Origin of the sequence: Neolewinella xylanilytica (assembly GCF_002934605.1) — a bacterium.
Taxonomy (GTDB): Bacteria; Bacteroidota; Bacteroidia; order Chitinophagales; family Saprospiraceae; genus Neolewinella; species Neolewinella xylanilytica.
Map to the genome: position 1 here is coordinate 1,881,930 of NZ_PTJC01000006.1, position 15,830 is coordinate 1,897,759.

Annotated in this window: 12 protein-coding genes; 6 read left to right on the forward strand and 6 right to left on the reverse strand. The window is 58.9% G+C overall.

Features of this window, described 5'->3' with window-relative positions; genetic code table 11:
* Nucleotides 1-15: 15 nt before the first annotated feature.
* Entirely contained in the window at nucleotides 16-942 is a 927-nt protein-coding gene (locus tag CLV84_RS17030) for a DUF58 domain-containing protein (RefSeq protein WP_104420954.1), read from the reverse strand.
* Between the two features lie 76 nt (nucleotides 943-1,018).
* Here CLV84_RS17030 and CLV84_RS17035 point away from each other — a divergent pair, with 76 nt between their 5' ends.
* Both CLV84_RS17035 and CLV84_RS17040 read left to right on the forward strand, forming a co-directional pair.
* Nucleotides 1,019-1,480: a hypothetical protein gene (locus tag CLV84_RS17035; RefSeq protein WP_104420955.1), complete on the forward strand. Its 462-nt coding sequence runs from the start codon at nucleotides 1,019-1,021 to the stop codon at nucleotides 1,478-1,480.
* 87 nt (nucleotides 1,481-1,567) lie between these two features.
* Nucleotides 1,568-2,332, forward strand: a complete 765-nt coding sequence (locus tag CLV84_RS17040; RefSeq protein ID WP_104420956.1) for a hypothetical protein — start codon at nucleotides 1,568-1,570, stop codon at nucleotides 2,330-2,332.
* 6 nt (nucleotides 2,333-2,338) lie between these two features.
* On the opposite strand, the gene CLV84_RS17045 is transcribed toward CLV84_RS17040, so the two are convergent.
* Entirely contained in the window at nucleotides 2,339-3,232 is an 894-nt protein-coding gene (locus tag CLV84_RS17045) for a dienelactone hydrolase family protein (protein WP_104420957.1), read from the reverse strand.
* A gap of 121 nt (nucleotides 3,233-3,353) precedes the next feature.
* Between CLV84_RS17045 and CLV84_RS17050 the strand changes: the two genes are divergently transcribed.
* From CLV84_RS17050 to CLV84_RS17065, 4 genes are all read left to right on the forward strand, one after another.
* A complete protein-coding gene (locus tag CLV84_RS17050; protein ID WP_104420958.1) occupies nucleotides 3,354-4,562 on the forward strand; it encodes a PQQ-dependent sugar dehydrogenase in 1,209 nt (402 codons plus the stop codon).
* Nucleotides 4,563-4,665: 103 nt separating this feature from the next.
* Complete coding sequence (locus tag CLV84_RS17055; RefSeq protein ID WP_104420959.1) at nucleotides 4,666-5,715, forward strand: pyridoxal-phosphate dependent enzyme; 1,050 nt, start codon at nucleotides 4,666-4,668, stop codon at nucleotides 5,713-5,715.
* Nucleotides 5,716-5,721: 6 nt separating this feature from the next.
* The gene (locus tag CLV84_RS17060; RefSeq protein ID WP_104420960.1) at nucleotides 5,722-6,810 is read left to right on the forward strand and encodes a DUF1611 domain-containing protein; all 1,089 of its coding nucleotides are present in this window, start codon (nucleotides 5,722-5,724) and stop codon (nucleotides 6,808-6,810) included.
* Entirely contained in the window at nucleotides 6,791-7,837 is a 1,047-nt protein-coding gene (locus tag CLV84_RS17065; RefSeq protein ID WP_104420961.1) for a mandelate racemase/muconate lactonizing enzyme family protein, read from the forward strand. Before CLV84_RS17060 ends, CLV84_RS17065 begins: the two co-directional genes overlap by 20 nt.
* Nucleotides 7,838-7,844: 7 nt before the next feature.
* Here CLV84_RS17065 and CLV84_RS17070 read toward each other — a convergent pair whose 3' ends face one another.
* From CLV84_RS17070 to CLV84_RS17085, 4 genes are all read right to left on the reverse strand, one after another.
* Nucleotides 7,845-8,693, reverse strand: a complete 849-nt coding sequence (locus tag CLV84_RS17070; protein WP_104420962.1) for a hypothetical protein — start codon at nucleotides 8,691-8,693, stop codon at nucleotides 7,845-7,847.
* An 81-nt stretch (nucleotides 8,694-8,774) separates the two neighbouring features.
* Nucleotides 8,775-10,454, reverse strand: coding sequence for a pseudouridine synthase (locus CLV84_RS17075; RefSeq protein ID WP_104420963.1), 1,680 nt, complete (start codon nucleotides 10,452-10,454; stop codon nucleotides 8,775-8,777).
* Between the two features lie 52 nt (nucleotides 10,455-10,506).
* Nucleotides 10,507-13,830, reverse strand: a complete 3,324-nt coding sequence (locus tag CLV84_RS17080; RefSeq protein ID WP_104420964.1) for a VCBS repeat-containing protein — start codon at nucleotides 13,828-13,830, stop codon at nucleotides 10,507-10,509.
* 89 nt (nucleotides 13,831-13,919) lie between these two features.
* Nucleotides 13,920-15,830, reverse strand: a complete 1,911-nt coding sequence (locus tag CLV84_RS17085) for a RagB/SusD family nutrient uptake outer membrane protein (RefSeq protein WP_245911542.1) — start codon at nucleotides 15,828-15,830, stop codon at nucleotides 13,920-13,922.

Consider the following 15,830-nt stretch of genomic DNA (forward strand, 5'->3'; position numbering starts at 1 on the left):
GGAGCTGGGAACGCGCTACCGCATCTTGGCGCGTTTGACCAGGTACTGCTGAAGGATCGGGCGGAAACCCGCCCGGATATCCGCTTCCACGTAGTCTATCTTGTACTGCAGGCACTTCAGGCGAAGCCGCTGCTGGTAGGCCGCTACCTGCTCTACGTAGTATTCTCTGACCTGCTGCGGTTGGAGTTTGACGCGGTCTCCGCTTTCCATGTCGATAAACTCGTAGGGGCGGTTCTCGAATTCGAAGTCGATCTCCCGCGATTTATCGATGGTATGGAACAGGACAACTTCGTGCTTGGCGTGCTTCAGGTGCTGGAGGGCGGAGAAAAGTTCCTCTTCGCGCTCCGTTGCATCAAACATGTCGCTGAAAATGACCACTAGCGACCGACGGTGGATGCTATCGGCGATCTGGTGCAGTGCCGCGGCGGTAGCCGTTTTTACGTCGTGGGTCGGCTGGTCGATGAGCTGCTGCAGGTAAGTCAGCATCAGCCGGTAGTGGGTGGTACTCGATTTCGGTCGGGTGTGTACCCCTACGCCTTCATCAAAGAACGTAAGGGCAAAAGCGTCCCGTTGCCGCATGAGCAGGTTCATCAGGCTGGCCGCCGCCAGGGAAGCAAAGCGAATTTTGTTGACATAGTCCTCGGTGTTAGTATCGACCTCAGGGAAGTACATACTCGAACTGCTGTCGATCACGATCTGGCAGCGAAGATTGGTTTCCTCCTCGTACCGCTTGGTGTACATTTTGTCGGTACGGGCGAACACCTTCCAGTCGATATTCCGGGTGGGTTCTCCCTGATTGTAGATGCGGTGCTCGGCAAACTCTACGCTGAAGCCGTGGAAGGGGCTTTTGTGCAGCCCGATGATGAAGCCTTCCACTACCTGGCGGGCAAGGAGTTCGAGATTTCCGAGGTTTCGTACCTGATCGTTGGTGATTAGTTCCATGGGCTAACTTATAGGTAGGGAAGGCGTTTGTCGATAAGAACGGTTTATCACTGCGATGGATGCTTAAATTTCGACAATGCTAGGAAAAGTAAAACAATGGCTGGGAATAGAAGGAGTCAAACTGGAGCTGATGCTGCCTCCCGACTTTAGTCCCCGCATGGGTAGTCTCGCCGGTCGCATTCGCCTCACCAGCCGGCATCCGCAGACCGTCACCGCCATCAAGGTCGTCATGGTCGAAAAGTACAGCCGGGGAAAAGATGAGGAACAGTTGGTCGACGAATACGAGTTGGGCCGGCAAATTATTACCGACTCCATCCAGGTAGCCGGTGAGGGTATCCCCGTAGAAATCAACTTTCGGATTGCTTTCGAACCCATTCCGTCACCCATGGACGAGTTCGGGAACCGTAACCCGGTGTTCGGCGGACTGGCCTGGGCCGCCAAGCGGCTGCGCAAGGTGACAAGCGAATATCGGATTGAAGCCGAAGCGCAGGTGCAGGGGGTAGGGTTGAATCCATTCGATAAGCAGGTGCTGCGCTGAGGATTTTCTAAATAAAGTTTTCTTAATTGGTGGAGTAGGGTCTTGAAAATGACGGAGGTGGCTTAATTTATAGGCCAAAGCGACGCCATGAAACACCTCTACCTAATTTCTTTATCCGTATTCCTCCTACATGCCTGCGGCCGACCCTTGCAGGTCGTGCGGGTGGAACCCGCCTTCGAGCACGAAATTGATCGGTACCGCTACGGTAATCCGGTGCAGTCCAGTACCAATGGTGCAGTAACCGTAGAAGTCAGCTATTACGATGCATCCGACAACTACCTGGTCTTCGACACGGAAGTCGTAAACGAGTCCGACGAAGCCATTCTCTTCGACCCGGCGGAAAGTTACCTGGAGTTTCCCCTGGGCCAGCGAATCTCCGCCATAGATCCCGAATTCCAGCTCCTAAGTATGGATCTCAAGTCGGTCGAACAGGCCAGGACGGCGCGTACCCTGGCGTGGGCCGGTGCGGCCGTCCTGGTAGCCGCCTCCGCCTATTCCTTGGCCAACGGTGGGGGAAGCATACCGGAACCCACCACCAACGCGACGGTCGTCGCCGACCTCGGTTTTCAGGTAGCCGACGCCATGACCTTCGCCGTACTGCAGCGAGAAAATGACATCCTCCAGCGGAACTGGGTGCCCGCCGGCCAGGATATCCCGGGCCCGGACAACCGGTATTTCTGGCTCGATTACAGCTTCCGGAAAACGACCCTGCGGCCCGGGGAATCGGCGGTCGGTAAACTCCTCTTTCCCCGCTCCGACGACCACCCTCAATTTCAAGTAGCGGTGCCCGTAGACGAACTGGCCACCTTCAACTTTCAATTCGCCCAGCGCATCTTTCGCGACCGTCGGTAGGGGACCTCAGCTAAGGTAGTAGGTGAAAAAGTCAATGGTGCGGTCCCAGGCGAGCTTGGCCGCCGCTTCGTCGTAACGGGGGGTAGTATCGTTGTGAAAGCCATGCTGCACGCCCGTATAGACGTGGGCGGAATGCTGCTTGTCTTCACGTAGCAACGCCTGGGCGTAGGCGGGCCAGCCGGCGTTAACCCGCTCGTCCAGTCCGGCGTAGTGCAGTTGGAGGGGGGCCGATATTTTGGCTACTTCCCCGTCTTCGGGTTGGCCGCCGTAAAAGGGTACCGAAGCGGAAAGGCCGGGTAAACGGACCGCCATGGAGTTAGCGATCGAGCCACCAAAACAGAAACCGACCACACCGACCTTACCGTTTGTCGCTTCATGGTCTTTCAGGTAGCCGTAGCCGGCGATGAAGTCTTCGAGCATCTCGTCGCGGTCCCGCTGTTGTTGCAGTTCGCGCCCGGCATCGTCGTTGCCGGGGTAGCCCCCCAGGGGCCAGAGCGCATCGGGAGCCAGCGCAACGAATCCGGCTACCGCCGCGCGGCGGGCTACGTCTTCGATGTGGGGATTGAGCCCGCGATTTTCGTGGACCACCAGGACACCTCCCGGTTTCGTCGGGCCGCCGCCACTCGCCGGTCGGGCCAGCAACGCCCGGATTTCACCTCCACCGTCGGGAGAGTTGTAGATCACGTATTCCGTTTCGATCCGCGGATCGTCCGCCTTAACCTGTACAGCCGTTTCGTACTTCGGCTGGAGATACTCCAGGATGCCCGCGACGGTTAGCCCGCCGACGGCGTAGGCACCGATACGTTCGATGAATTCGCGCCGTTCCAACTTGCTGTGGACGTAGCGGTCGAACAAGCGGTATACGTCCGGATGGAGGTCCTGTTTATCTATTTTCGCCATGGGTCAATTGATTTACCGAAAGATAGCTATTTCCCGTCGTGGCCGGAGATAACGAGGTATAGTCCGAACTCGCTTCCGCTTCCTTGGGTTGCGATCAGCAACAAGCCCTAAAGAAAACCGTATGAAGCTTTTTCACCTGACACCGGCCGCCTGCCTGTTTTTAATCGGCTGCTCCACCGCGTCCGAAGTGCAGCCCCTATCCTCCACCGACGAAGATCCCATCAACCGGGCCCGCGTGGAAGGCTACGTATTTCAGCCCGAACGGATCGACGCCACCGACGCGCGCGTTGCCGAACTAAGCGTGCCCGATGGCTTCACCATCGGAAAATTCGCCGAGGATATGGGTAAGCCGAGAATGCTTGCCGTACGAGAGGACGGTACGGTGTACGTTACCCGGCGGGGTGGTGATATCTATATGCTGCGCGATACCGATGGTGACGGCAAAGCCGATTCCCGCGAGCAGGTTTTCGAGATGAAAAACATCCACGGGTTGGAACTGCGTGGCGACGAGCTCTATATGGTAGCCGTCAACGAGGTGCTCAAGACCCGGTTGCAGTCCGATGGCACCTTCGGCCCTATCGATACGGTAGCGACGAAATTTCCGGAGGGCGGTCAGCACAACAACCGGACGTTGGCCTTCGGGCCGGACGATAAGCTCTACGTCTCGGTAGGAAGTACCTGTAATGCCTGCGCGGAAACCAACGACGAAAACGCCACGCTGGTGCAGATGAACGCCGACGGCAGCGAGCGCAAGATATTCGCGAAGGGACTTCGCAATACCATCGGTTTCGACTGGCATCCCGAGACCGGCGTGCTCTACGGCCTTGACCACGGTATTGATTGGTTGGGCGATGATGCCCAGAAGGAAGAGTTGAACATGCTGGAAGAAGGCAAGCACTACGGCTGGCCTTACATCTACGGTGATGGCCATTACAACCCTGCCGACGAGCCAGAAGAAGGATTCGACGCCTTTGAAAAGAAAGTAACGGACCCGGTGATGACCTATACCGCCCATAGTGCCCCCCTCGACATGATCTTTTACCGGGGCGATCAGTTCCCGCTTACCTACCGCAACGACGCCATCGTCACCATGCGCGGCAGTTGGAACCGCTCGGAGCCCAGTGGGTACAAGATCGTGCGAATCGAGTTCGATGACAACGGAAAGCCCGTTGCCTTTCACGACTTTGCTACCGGCTGGCTCCGGAATAACGATCAGCAGCAGATGGGACGGTTGGTCGGCCTGGCGGAGATGCCGGACGGTTCCCTGCTGGCCACCGACGACACGAACGGCGTGATCTACCGTATTGCCTACGGTAAGAGTAGCCGCTAGCGTTTTGGGGTATTCCCCGCACCCGCGCTCCGGCGCCACCTTGTGTAACGGTACGAAAACGTTTAGCTTTCCCCGTGGTTATTAGGTAAGACGCAACCCATACATGACATTACGAGATGCCGTTCGGACGGCGGATAATACGGTAAGCAAACACGCGCGGGAACTGGCCCGGATCAGCAGCAATCGCAGCGCTCCCCAACTCGAGCGGATTCGGGCCTTCAGTGAAATCATCGACCGGGAAATCGGAGATACCTGGTTGCGGCGGTCGCGGGGGCTGGAGCGGGACTTCGATCAGGGTAAATTATATCTGAAATTCGAGGGGGACAACCCGACCGGCACACAAAAAGACCGCATTGCCTTCGCCCACGTCGAGGAAGCGCTTTCCGAAAATTTCGACCGGGTAGCGCTGGCTACGTGTGGAAATTACGGGGTGGCCGTGGCCCTGGCAGCCTATCTCGCTGGCCTCCACTGCGAGATATTCATTCCGGCCGGCTACCATTCCAAACGCATCGAGGAGATGGAAAGGCTCGGGGCAAAGCTGCACCGCCCCGTAGGAACCTACGAGGATACGGTCGCCATCAGCCGGCAATGGGCCCTCGAGAGAGGGTGCTACGACGCAAACCCAGGTGGTGATAATACGGATCTTCAGTTGCGTGCCTACGCCCAGATCGCTAACGAAATTACCCAGTCGCTCGCTACCGTCCCCGACCGGATCGCCGTCCCCGTTTCCAACGGGACGTTACTGGCGGGTATCTTCTCCGGCTTTGAACGCCTGCTCAAGAACGGCCACATCGACAAGCTGCCCCGTATGATCGGTGCGTCTTCCATTCGGAAGAACCCCATCGTTACCTCCTTTTTGGCCGGCAGCCGGAGGTGTATCGATCTCGACCCCGCTTCCATCAAGGAAACTTCCATCAACGAGCCCCTGATCAACTGGCACAGCTTCGACGGGCAGGAAGCCCTGAATGCGATCCACGAAAGTGGGGGAGGGGCATGGCACGTGACGGACGAGCAGATGCGCAAGATGTCATCCTACCTGAGCCAGAAGGAAGCCCTCCAGGTGCTGCCGGCTTCTACGGCGGGCCTGATCGCCCTGACCGCGGAGGAAAGCGATCATTCCTTACAGATTGCGGTTCTTACCGCCAAACGATAATTTAGCATGAGTACGACGCCCCTTGACGGCAACGCCATCGTTTACGCCGATGGCGCATTCAATACCCCCAACGGAAAAACCGCCCACGGCCTGGCCCGCTTCACCCGCCGCTACCGGGTGATCGGCATTATCGACCGGCAGTACGCCGGGCAGGACAGCGGGCAGGTGCTGGACGGCAAGCCGAACGGTATACCGGTGTATTCCTGTTTGCAGGAAGCGCTGGAGCAGAGTGATCTGCGGCCGCGCTACTTCGTCATCGGCCTGGCTCCCGACGGCGGGCGCCTTCCCGTCGCCGGACGCACCGCCATACGGGAAGCCATCCAGGCGGGGTTGAACATCGATAGCGGCCTGCACGACTTCATCTCGAATGACCCGGACCTGCGCGAAGCCGCTAACCAGTACGGCGTATCCATTCGCGACGTACGCAAAACCCCCGACCGCGACCAACTGCACTTCTTTACCGGGGATATCGAGGAGGTGGATTGCCTGAAAATTGCCGTGCTGGGTACCGACTCGGCCATCGGGAAGCGCACCACGGCCTGGCTCATCGTGCACGGCTTGGAGGCAGCCGGATACGCGGCCCAGATGATCGGCACCGGGCAGACCGGGTGGATGCAGGGAGCCAAATACTCCATGATCATGGATAGTTGCATCAACGATTTTGTGTCCGGAGAGATCGAGCACGCCGTGGTCAGTGCCTACCGCAACGAAAAACCCGACGTGATCGTCATCGAGGGGCAGGGGTCGCTGATGAACCCGGCCTATCCGGGCGGTTTTGAGATTCTGGCGGCGGGTCGGCCCGACTTCGTAGTGCTTCAACACGCGCCCACCCGCAGGGAGTACGACGGCTTCCCCGGCTACCGGCTCCATAGTCTGCCGGAGCAGATCCACGCCATCAAGGTGGTGTCCGGGCGGGAGGTGATCGCCATAACCCTTAACCACGAAGGATTGGAAGCGGGAGCGATCGAAGGCGCCTGCCGGCAAGTGACGGAGGAAACGGGTTTGCCTTGCTATGACGTGCTGGCCCACGGGCCAGATGCGCTGGTGAAGCAAATTACCACCTACCTTCGTGCCAATGCGGATAACCGGAATTGACTACGAACGCTATGATCTGGAACTGATCGAGCCTTACACCATCGCTTACGAAACCATCGGCCAGGCTGCCAACTTCATTCTGAAGGTCAGCACGGACGACGGATTTGTCGGCTTCGGTTGCGCCGCCCCCGATTTGGTGGTGACCGACGAGCTAGCCGCGGACGTGGAACGTGCCATTCCCGACTACATCGTGCCCGTCCTGATGGGACAAAATCCCTTCCATTACGCCCGGCTGCTGGAGGAATTGCGCGGTACGCTGAAGAGTTCCGCCCTGGCTATGGTCGACAGTGCATTGTACGACTTGGTAGCTAAAAAGGCCGGTGTCCCGCTCTACGAATTTCTCGGTGGCTTCCGTACCCACATTGCTACCAGTGTAACGGTCGGCATTCTGGGACTGGAGGAAACCGTTTCCCGCGCCCGGCAGTACGTGGACCAAGGCTTTGGTATCCTGAAGATCAAAGGGGGCTTAGATTACGAGGAAGATATCGCCCGCATCCGCGCCGTTCGCAAGCGCTACCCTAAGGTAGCCCTGCGCTTCGATGGCAACCAGGGGTATACGCTCGAGCAGGCGTTGCACTTCATCAGCGCCGCCCAACCCTTGGGTATCGATATCCTCGAGCAGCCAACCAGCATCGACGAAGAAGCGGTTATGGGTACCCTCACCCGTGATTCACCCATCGCGGTAATGGCGGACGAAAGCCTCAAAACCCTCAGCGATGCATTCCGGCTGACCCAGCATGAGTTGACCGATATGATCAACATCAAATTGCAAAAGGTGGGTGGGATCTGGACGGCCCTGCACATCAATTCGGTAGCGAAGTCGGCCGCAAACGAAGTTATGGTAGGTTGCCTCGACGAATGCGGCCTGGGCATCGCCGCCGGCCTGCACTTCGCGCTGAGCCGCCCGAACATCGCTTACGCCGACCTGGACGGACACCTCGATTTCAAGGTCGACCCCTTCGGCCACCTCTTCCGGCTGGAGAAGGGGATCCTGTACCCGAACGGACAACCCGGGCTGGGTACCTAGTGCTTATTTACCTACCGTAGGCGGTCTGGTCGACCAATGCCCCCTCCGGGGTGGTAAATACGGAGTCCTCAAAGGGATTTTCGGAAAAAGCAACCCGCTCGAAACTGATGGTCGAACCGGGTGTGCCTTCAGTGATTTCGCCCTGCGCGGTGTAGAGTACGAGTACGGAGGGTACGATCAGTCCGTCAACGGTCTGCCATTCGTTGAATTCGACCATCTGGCGCAAATCCATATCGGCTACGGCGGGGTAATTGACGCTGAAGGTGGAGTACTGCAATTGGTGGGTAGCGGGATCGGTATAAAGTTGATAGTCATTTCCGCCGTCACCCATGTCGTCGGGTACCTGGACGTTGAACTGATCGACGGTTTCTTCTCCGAATTCGGCTTCCCCGGCGTAGGTTACGGTTAGGCCTTCATCCGCGAATACGAATGGCATCCCCATCAAGTAAAAGGAGGCACCCTGGTAGAGGCGGGGCGGTACACCGGTCACCTGCAGATCGGGAGTGACCCAGGTCGTGTCGCCGCGGGAGACGATTTCGTAACCTTCTCCTTCGATCTGGTGGTAGCGGCTTCCGAGGTTCACCTTGTGGTAATCACTGATGGTCCGGTCGCCATCCATGGTGGGAAAACCATTGATCAGGAAACTCAAACCCGCCAGGTTATTCCAATTCGCCAGGCCGCCGTGTGCCTCGAGGACCTCGACGAATTCGGGGGCCATGTTGGCCGGGACGAGTTCTTCCTCGATGGCTTGCTCGGTTTCAGGAAAGTCGGTCTCGGCCGTACTGGTTTCGTTGCTCTCACAACTTCCGAGGTTGAATAGGGAGAGAAACAGGATAGAGGTATATATCGTCTTCATAGTGTTCGGGTTATGTCTACTATCTATCGGTGAGGCGCCCGAAATTGTTCAGGTGGGCGCCGGAGCGCAGGAGAAAAACCCTCAGAACGGAACGGAGGATTCGAAGGCCATTCGTTCCCGGCTCGTCGGATGCACGAAGGCGATCCAGGCGGCGTGCAGGCAGAGGCGGTCGTCCGGCTGCCCGTAGAGATCGTCGCCCACGATCGCGGCCCCCAGCCCCTCCGGGTGCGCACAGTGCACGCGAAGCTGGTGGGTCCGCCCCGTGACCGGCCACAGGTCCACCCGGGTATTTCCGCCGGTAGCTTCCACCACTTTCCAGCGGGTGCGGGCGGCCTTCCCGTGGTCGGAGCAGACGATCTGACGGGGCCGGTCGTCGAGGTCGCCGCGCAGGGGCAGGTCGATGAATCCCTCCGTCCCGGCCACCGCCCCCACCACTAGGGCTTGGTAGCGCTTTTCTACGGAACGCCGGAAGAACTGCCGCTGTAACTGCTTGTGTACCTCCTTGCGTTTGGTGACCAACAACAGCCCGCTGGTCGACATGTCTAGCCGGTGCACCACCAGCGGTCCGGTGGCTTCCGGATACTGGCCCCGTATGCGTTGGTAAACGGAATCCTGGATGTGCTTACCCGGGACGGAGAGGAACTCGTGCGGCTTGTCGATCACCAGCAGGTCGTCATCTTCGTATACGATCCGCAGGGTTTTTCCCCGGGCGGGGTTGACCAGCAGCGGATTTTCGTCCACCTCGAGCCCCTGTAGCATATGCGAGAGGATCGGCTCGCACTTGCCCTTGCAGGCGGGGTAGTAGTGGCCGTGCTGTCGAATTTCGGAACCGGGAGATTGTCCCCACCAGAATTCCGCCAGGGCGATCGGCCGTAATCCATGTATAAATGCGTATTGCAATAGCTTTGGTGCGGCGCATTCCCCCGCGCCGGCCGGGGGTACCCCGAAAACGGTTTCGGAAAAAATGCTGCCCAGGCCACGGGTTTGACCCTCCGCGTTCAAAAACGCGTATTCCGTGAAAATGCGATCCTGGAGGGCGGCGGACATCTCCCGTCGTCGCTTCTCCGTACGGCTTATTGCTATCTCGTACCGGGAGACGTCTTCTTCCGCCAGTTGAACGCGGTGTTCCAGCGCCCGTTTGAGATCCTTCAGCCCGTAGCTCTGGCGAATGCTCTCCGCCGCCAACCGTTTCTCCAGTGCTTCCAGCTCGGTAGGGGATAAGTCAGCAGCGGCTTCCCTTGCTTCCCGCCGCCGCTGCTTTCCTGCTTTGACTAGTTGTCGTTCCCGCTGAAGTTCCTGCTCCGCTTCCAGCCGGGTCGTTTCGAGTAATTGCTTGGCTCGTATATAGGCGGGGTTAGCCTGGAGGGCTTCCAACTCCAGGGTTACCGCATTGATTTCGGATTCCCCACTGCGGTAAAAACCCCGCTCATCAAGCAGGTCATACACCGGCGGAACGAATCCGGGGAGGTGGTTGCTGTCGGCCAGTTTTCCCGAATAGGCCGCCAGGTAACTTAGTTCCTCATCCCCGTGCGCCACCACCAGTACACCGAACATTTTGCCCTGGCGGCCGGTGCCGTCGGCGTCCAGGCCGAAATCGGCGTCCCAGCTTTTATCGCTCCGCAGATGCGCTTGCAGATCTTCGGCCGCCGCCACCGCCAGCGTATGCGGGCGGTAGTAAAAGGGAAAGGTGAAGCGGTCGGGTAGGGGAGTGGACTCCGTTCCGGGCGGTAGGGGATGTAACACGTCGGTGGGGTTAGCCATGCGGCCACGAAGGTACGTGGTTCCCCACCAGGCGGTTGCCTGCCCGGGCTGGCTATTTCGTGGGGGTGGCCAGGGTATAGGCACTTACGTCGCCTTCCTGTACCCCGACCAGGAGCATTCGATTGTAAATCGCCAGCGACCGTACCGATCCTGAAAAATGCAAACCCGATAGCGGGTGGGGCACGTATTCGAAGGTACCGTCCCCATTCCCCCGCAACAGCGTACCGGCATTGGCATCCGAACTGCCGTAACGGAGCCGGGCCTTCACTTCGTTGCCTCCCAGGATGATATCGGGTATACCGTCGCCAGTGGCATCGAGGCTACAAGCGGCGTATACCGGGGCGTACTGTGCCTCGACGGGCAGGGATGCTAGATGAAACCTGCCGTCTTCACCGCGTAGGAAAAGACTTGTTTCCAACCGCTCGGCCGATTTCCGTTGCCCCGCTTTTTCGAATCCGGCCTCCAAGTCATCGGCGGTCACCTCCGCGTAACTCGCGTAGTTCGGGTAGCGGGCGCGTTGGCCACTGAGCTGAGACAATAACTCATCGCGCGTCAGATCGGGGTAGCGGGTACCGTGGATGTAATAGCTAAAGATCGGATCGATGCTACCGTTATTGTCCTGGTCGGCGGCGTAGAGCATTACCGGACTATCCGGCGTGGCACCGTATTGATTATTGAGTCCTTCGTTTCCGATCAGTAAATCCACCCGACCGTCTCCGTCAAAGTCATCAACGAGGAGGTGGTACCACCAGCCCCGGGGCGATGCTTCGAAGTAGCTGGCCGTGACATCCCGTACACGTTCACCGTCCGTAGTGAGCACCGTGACCGGCATCCATTCGCCGACCACGATCAATTCTTCCTGGTTGTCCCCGTCCAGGTCTTGCCATACCGCGTCGGTGACGAGTCCGAGGGTAGCCAGCGGATCGTCCTCGGCAAGTGCCACGCTTTGGTAGGCGCCGGATGCATCCGCTACCAGGAATTGGCTTGCTTCCGCCAGGGGGTAGGCTCCGGATTGAACGCCACCGCCGAGGAAGATGATGGGGTAGCCGTTAACCTTTGCCTGACTACTTATGGCCACGGTGGCCGTGCCAGAAGTGATGGCCGGAAAGGATTGGGATAGGGTAAAGCTACCGTCCCCGCCGTTGATCAGGACATAATCCGAATTCATATTGCCCTCGTTCCCCGATTGGTACCCACCATGGGCTACGTAGATATCGGGAAGTCGATCGCCGTTCACATCCCCTACGGAGATGTCCGTTATCCGAAGCAGGCTATTGGATGGTGGCCGGAAGCTTACGGACCCTTCGCGCAATCCGTTCTCCGATTGCAAATAAACCTGGACGCCCCGACCTGCTTCTCCTCCGATTAGGAGGTCGTCCAGGCCATCGGCGTTCAAATCGTGGGTCACCAGCACCGGACCCGTCGATGACAGATTGCGCGGAAGAAGCGCTTGCCGGTCAAAATCCCGTACGCCAGGTCCTACGTCAGTGTAGGTTACCGGCGAGCTGGTAGTGGTGAAGTAGGCTGCAACGTCAGGTAGGTCCGAAGCCTCCGCTGCTTTGGCGCTCTTCTGCGTTACCGTGAGTCGTTGATTCGCCGGTACATCCTCGTAGGTGGATACCAGCCCGTTCGCCCAGTTAACCCGCAGGCTTTGCACCTGCGCCGCGGCGCCCAAACCAAAATGGAGCAACGGCGGACCACTCGACAAATAGCCGCGGTTGGGAAAGTATTCCTGCACCTGGACCGTGTCGTTGACTTCGATCGTGACTTTAGCACCGATGCCCTGCGTATTGGGTGCCTGCCCCTGCAGGGCTACCTGCAGATAGTTTCCATCCGTGGTTTCGTTGCGGTAGAGGAAGGCCGGCTGATTCAGATTATTGACGACCAAGTCAAGGTCGCCATCGTTATCGAGGTCTACGGCCACCGCCCCATTGCTGTTGGATGGCCGGTCTAGCCCCCATTGGCCGGTCACGTTTTCGAAGCCTTCCCTGTGCTGGTTTTTGAAGATAAAGTTGTTCAGGTCGGAGGCCGGCATTTCCTTCAGCATTTCCAGTACGTCCGTTTTCTGTAGCCGTCCCCGGGCCGCGACGAAGTCGTCCATGTACTTGATGAAGTCCATATTGGTGTAGTCGCGCAGGTAGCCGTTGGTGACGTGTAGATCTTTCCAGCCATCATTGTCGAAGTCGCTGAATAGGGCCGACCAGCTCCAGTCGGTCGCACTTACCCCGGCGAGTTGACCGATCTCCGCGAAGCTCCCGTCGCCCCGGTTGAGTTGGAGCATGTTGCGCATCGTCTGGTCCGGAAAACCGCTGGCGCGATTCAGATCGTGGCGCGAGCGGTTATCGTCGGCCATCAAAAGCTTACGGCGTCGGTTGTCGGCGGGTAGCATATCCAGGGTGAAAATATCCGGCAGCCCATCGTTATTCACGTCGGCGATGTCGTTGCCCATGGAGTAGTGACTGGTGTGGCCCAGTCGTTCACTAAGCTCGTCGGTGAAGGTCCCGTCGCCCTGATTGATGTACAGGTAGTCCGGCACCTCATAATCGTTGGAGAGATAGAAATCTATCAGACCGTCTCCGTTGATGTCACTCAGCGCGAGTCCCAGACCGTAGCTGAGGGGCGAACCGTTGATGCCGGCCTCTTCCGTAACGTCCCGGTAGGTGCCTTCCTCGTTACGGTAGAAACGCAAACCGCGTTCCGGATCCGGCGTCTGAAGGAGCTGACCGGTCTTCTCCGCGTTCAGGACCGGCAGGCTCTTGGGGTTGTGGTTGAGCAGGAGCAGGTCGAGGTCATCGTCGCCGTCAGCATCGAAAAAGTAACCCTGGTTGCTGAAGGCGGGCAGGTCGAGTCCGTACTCGGCGGCCGCTTCCCGGAAACGGGGGATGCCCCGATCGTCGGAACCGCCATTGATAAAGAGCTGATTGCGGCGCTTCTCGGCGGGCAGCATGCCGGAATAGGAAACGTAGAGGTCCGGAAGGGCGTCGGCGTTGATGTCCACTACGGCCACCCCGGTCTTCCACGGACCCGGTCGGCCGGCCGTCTGGCTGGGATCGGTCACGTCCGTAAAGGTGAAATCACCCCGGTTCAGATACAGGCGGTTTTCACCGAGGTTGCTGGTGAAATACAGGTCTACCCACCCGTCCTGGTTGAAGTCCGCCGCCGCCACGCCGCCCCCGTTGTAAAAGTATTCGTACATCAGGATATTGGTGTTCGGGCCCTCGGTGAGCAGGTTGTTGAAGGTCAGGCCGCTGGCTTCCGGCGCGATCAGGGAGAAGCGCGGGGCCGCTACTTGGGCTACGCCATCGGTGTCCGGGCCGCAGGCGGAGCCGCCGAGCCAGAGGATCAGGAGAACGAGCGGGTAAGTCAGGGAACGCATGAGGGGAAGATAGCGTGGACGGGCCACAACGAAAAAGGGGTCCGTCTTCGTCGGTGACGAAAACGGACCCCTTCTGAAGGTCGGAATACTTAGTACCCGGGATTCTGAACGAGCAGCTCGTTCCGGTTGATCTCGCCGCGGGAGATGGGGCGGAAGAACATCTTGTCGTTCCACATCCGGCTTTCTTCCGGTACGATGACCGGTTCGTAGGTGTACTCGTAGGTTTCCGGATCGTAGAAGTAGGGTTCGTTCGGCGACTGACCGGGCAGGAGGTCGGCGGTGACGTCTACTCCGCCCAGCGGTTCGCCCTGGGTTTCCTCGGCGATCAGCCAGCGGCGAACGTCGTGGTAGCGGTGCTCCTCGTAGGATAGTTCGATGCGTCGCTCGTTGCGGTAGCGATCCATGAGGTCGTCGCCCGTATCGGTGACGGCGGGCATGCCGGCCCGGAAGCGGATCCGGTTGAGCCAGGCCGTGGCCTCCGCTTCGTCGCCAAGCTCCAGGCTGGCCTCGATGTAGTTGAGGACCATTTCGGTATAGCGAATGAAGGGCCAGGGGGTAGTATTGAAGTTTGATGTGTTATCCACGATGGCGGGATCGGGATCGCCGAACTTACGGGTGTAGTAGTGGGTGCGCGTTCCGTTCCAGTCTTCTACGGAGGATTCCCGCGTGTCCAGGCCAGGGATGTAAATCGTCTCACCACTATCGTTGTCCTGGCCGGAATCGTAGGCTCCCGTCTGGATTTCTCCGTAGGGATCGCGAGCGACAACGTCGTCGGGCCGGGGCTTCCACTCGGCTCCATCGTAGAGGATGTGGGCGTAGAAGCGCGGGTCCCGGTTGTCGTACGGGTTGGCCGCTACCTCTTCGTCGTCCCAGCTAAAGGACGTACCGTCCATCATTTCGTAATCGTCCACCAGGGCACCGATGGGCGTGTTACCGGCCCAGTTATGGTAGCCATTCGGGCCGTTGTACATCATGTATCGCGTCTCGTTGTAGGTGCCGGCTACGGATCGTTCGAAGATTAACTCCTGCGCACCGAGCGCGTCCACACCGGGAGCGGCGCTACCGCCCGCCATGGCAATGGAGATGTGGTTCATGGTTCCTTGTTCCGGGGCGGCCGGTTCGGTCAGGTCCAGCTGGTAGCCGCTGGAGGCATCCATTACCACTTTGGCAGCGTTACGGGCGGCGGTCCAGCGGTCTGCCTGACTACCCGAGGTGTAGGCCACCAGGTCTATATTGCCGTAGCCGGCCATCGTGGAAGAGGCTGCCTGTAGCTTGCTGGCGTCGTGCAGGTCCGATGCGGCGTACAGCAGCACCCGTGCCTTCAGGGCCTGTGCCGCCAGAACGGACGCGCGCCCCCGGGCTTCCGGTTTGCCCTGCAACAAAGAGATTGCTTGTTCCAGGTCGCTTAGGATGAAGTCGACCGTTTCGGCCCAGGTGGAGCGGGCGACGGAGTAATCCTCGTTCAGTCCGTAGGGAGTACTGATCAGCGGAACCCCACCGTAGAAGCGGGCCAACTGGTGGTAGTAGTAGGCCCGCAGGAAGTAGGCCTCTCCCATCAGCCGGTCCCGTAACTCGTCGTTGTCGAAGGTGGAGTTCGGGAGCTCCTGCAGGACGATATTGGCCTGGCGGATGGCGGAGTACATATTTCCGTAGGAGTAGGTACCGCTGGTCCAGGCAATGTTATCGGGGGCTTCGTTGCCTTCATTGAAGATATCGATGCCCCTCCCCGGGTGGGTGAACAGCGCCTCGTCGGTCAGGCTGGCGAGCATTTGTTCGTCGAAGCCGCCGCGTCCCAGGTAGGAATAGACATTGAAGACGAAAGCCTCGGAGAGCGGGCCGTCGGCCCAAGTCGCCTGACTGGAGATGCTTCCAAGGGGCTCGGTATTTAAAAATTCATCGTCGCACGCTGAAAAAGTCAGCAGCATGGTAAAGGTTCCCACCACGGTAAGCAAGCGGTAACCGGTCTTATAAAAAATGGACATGGTCGGTTGGAGTTGCAT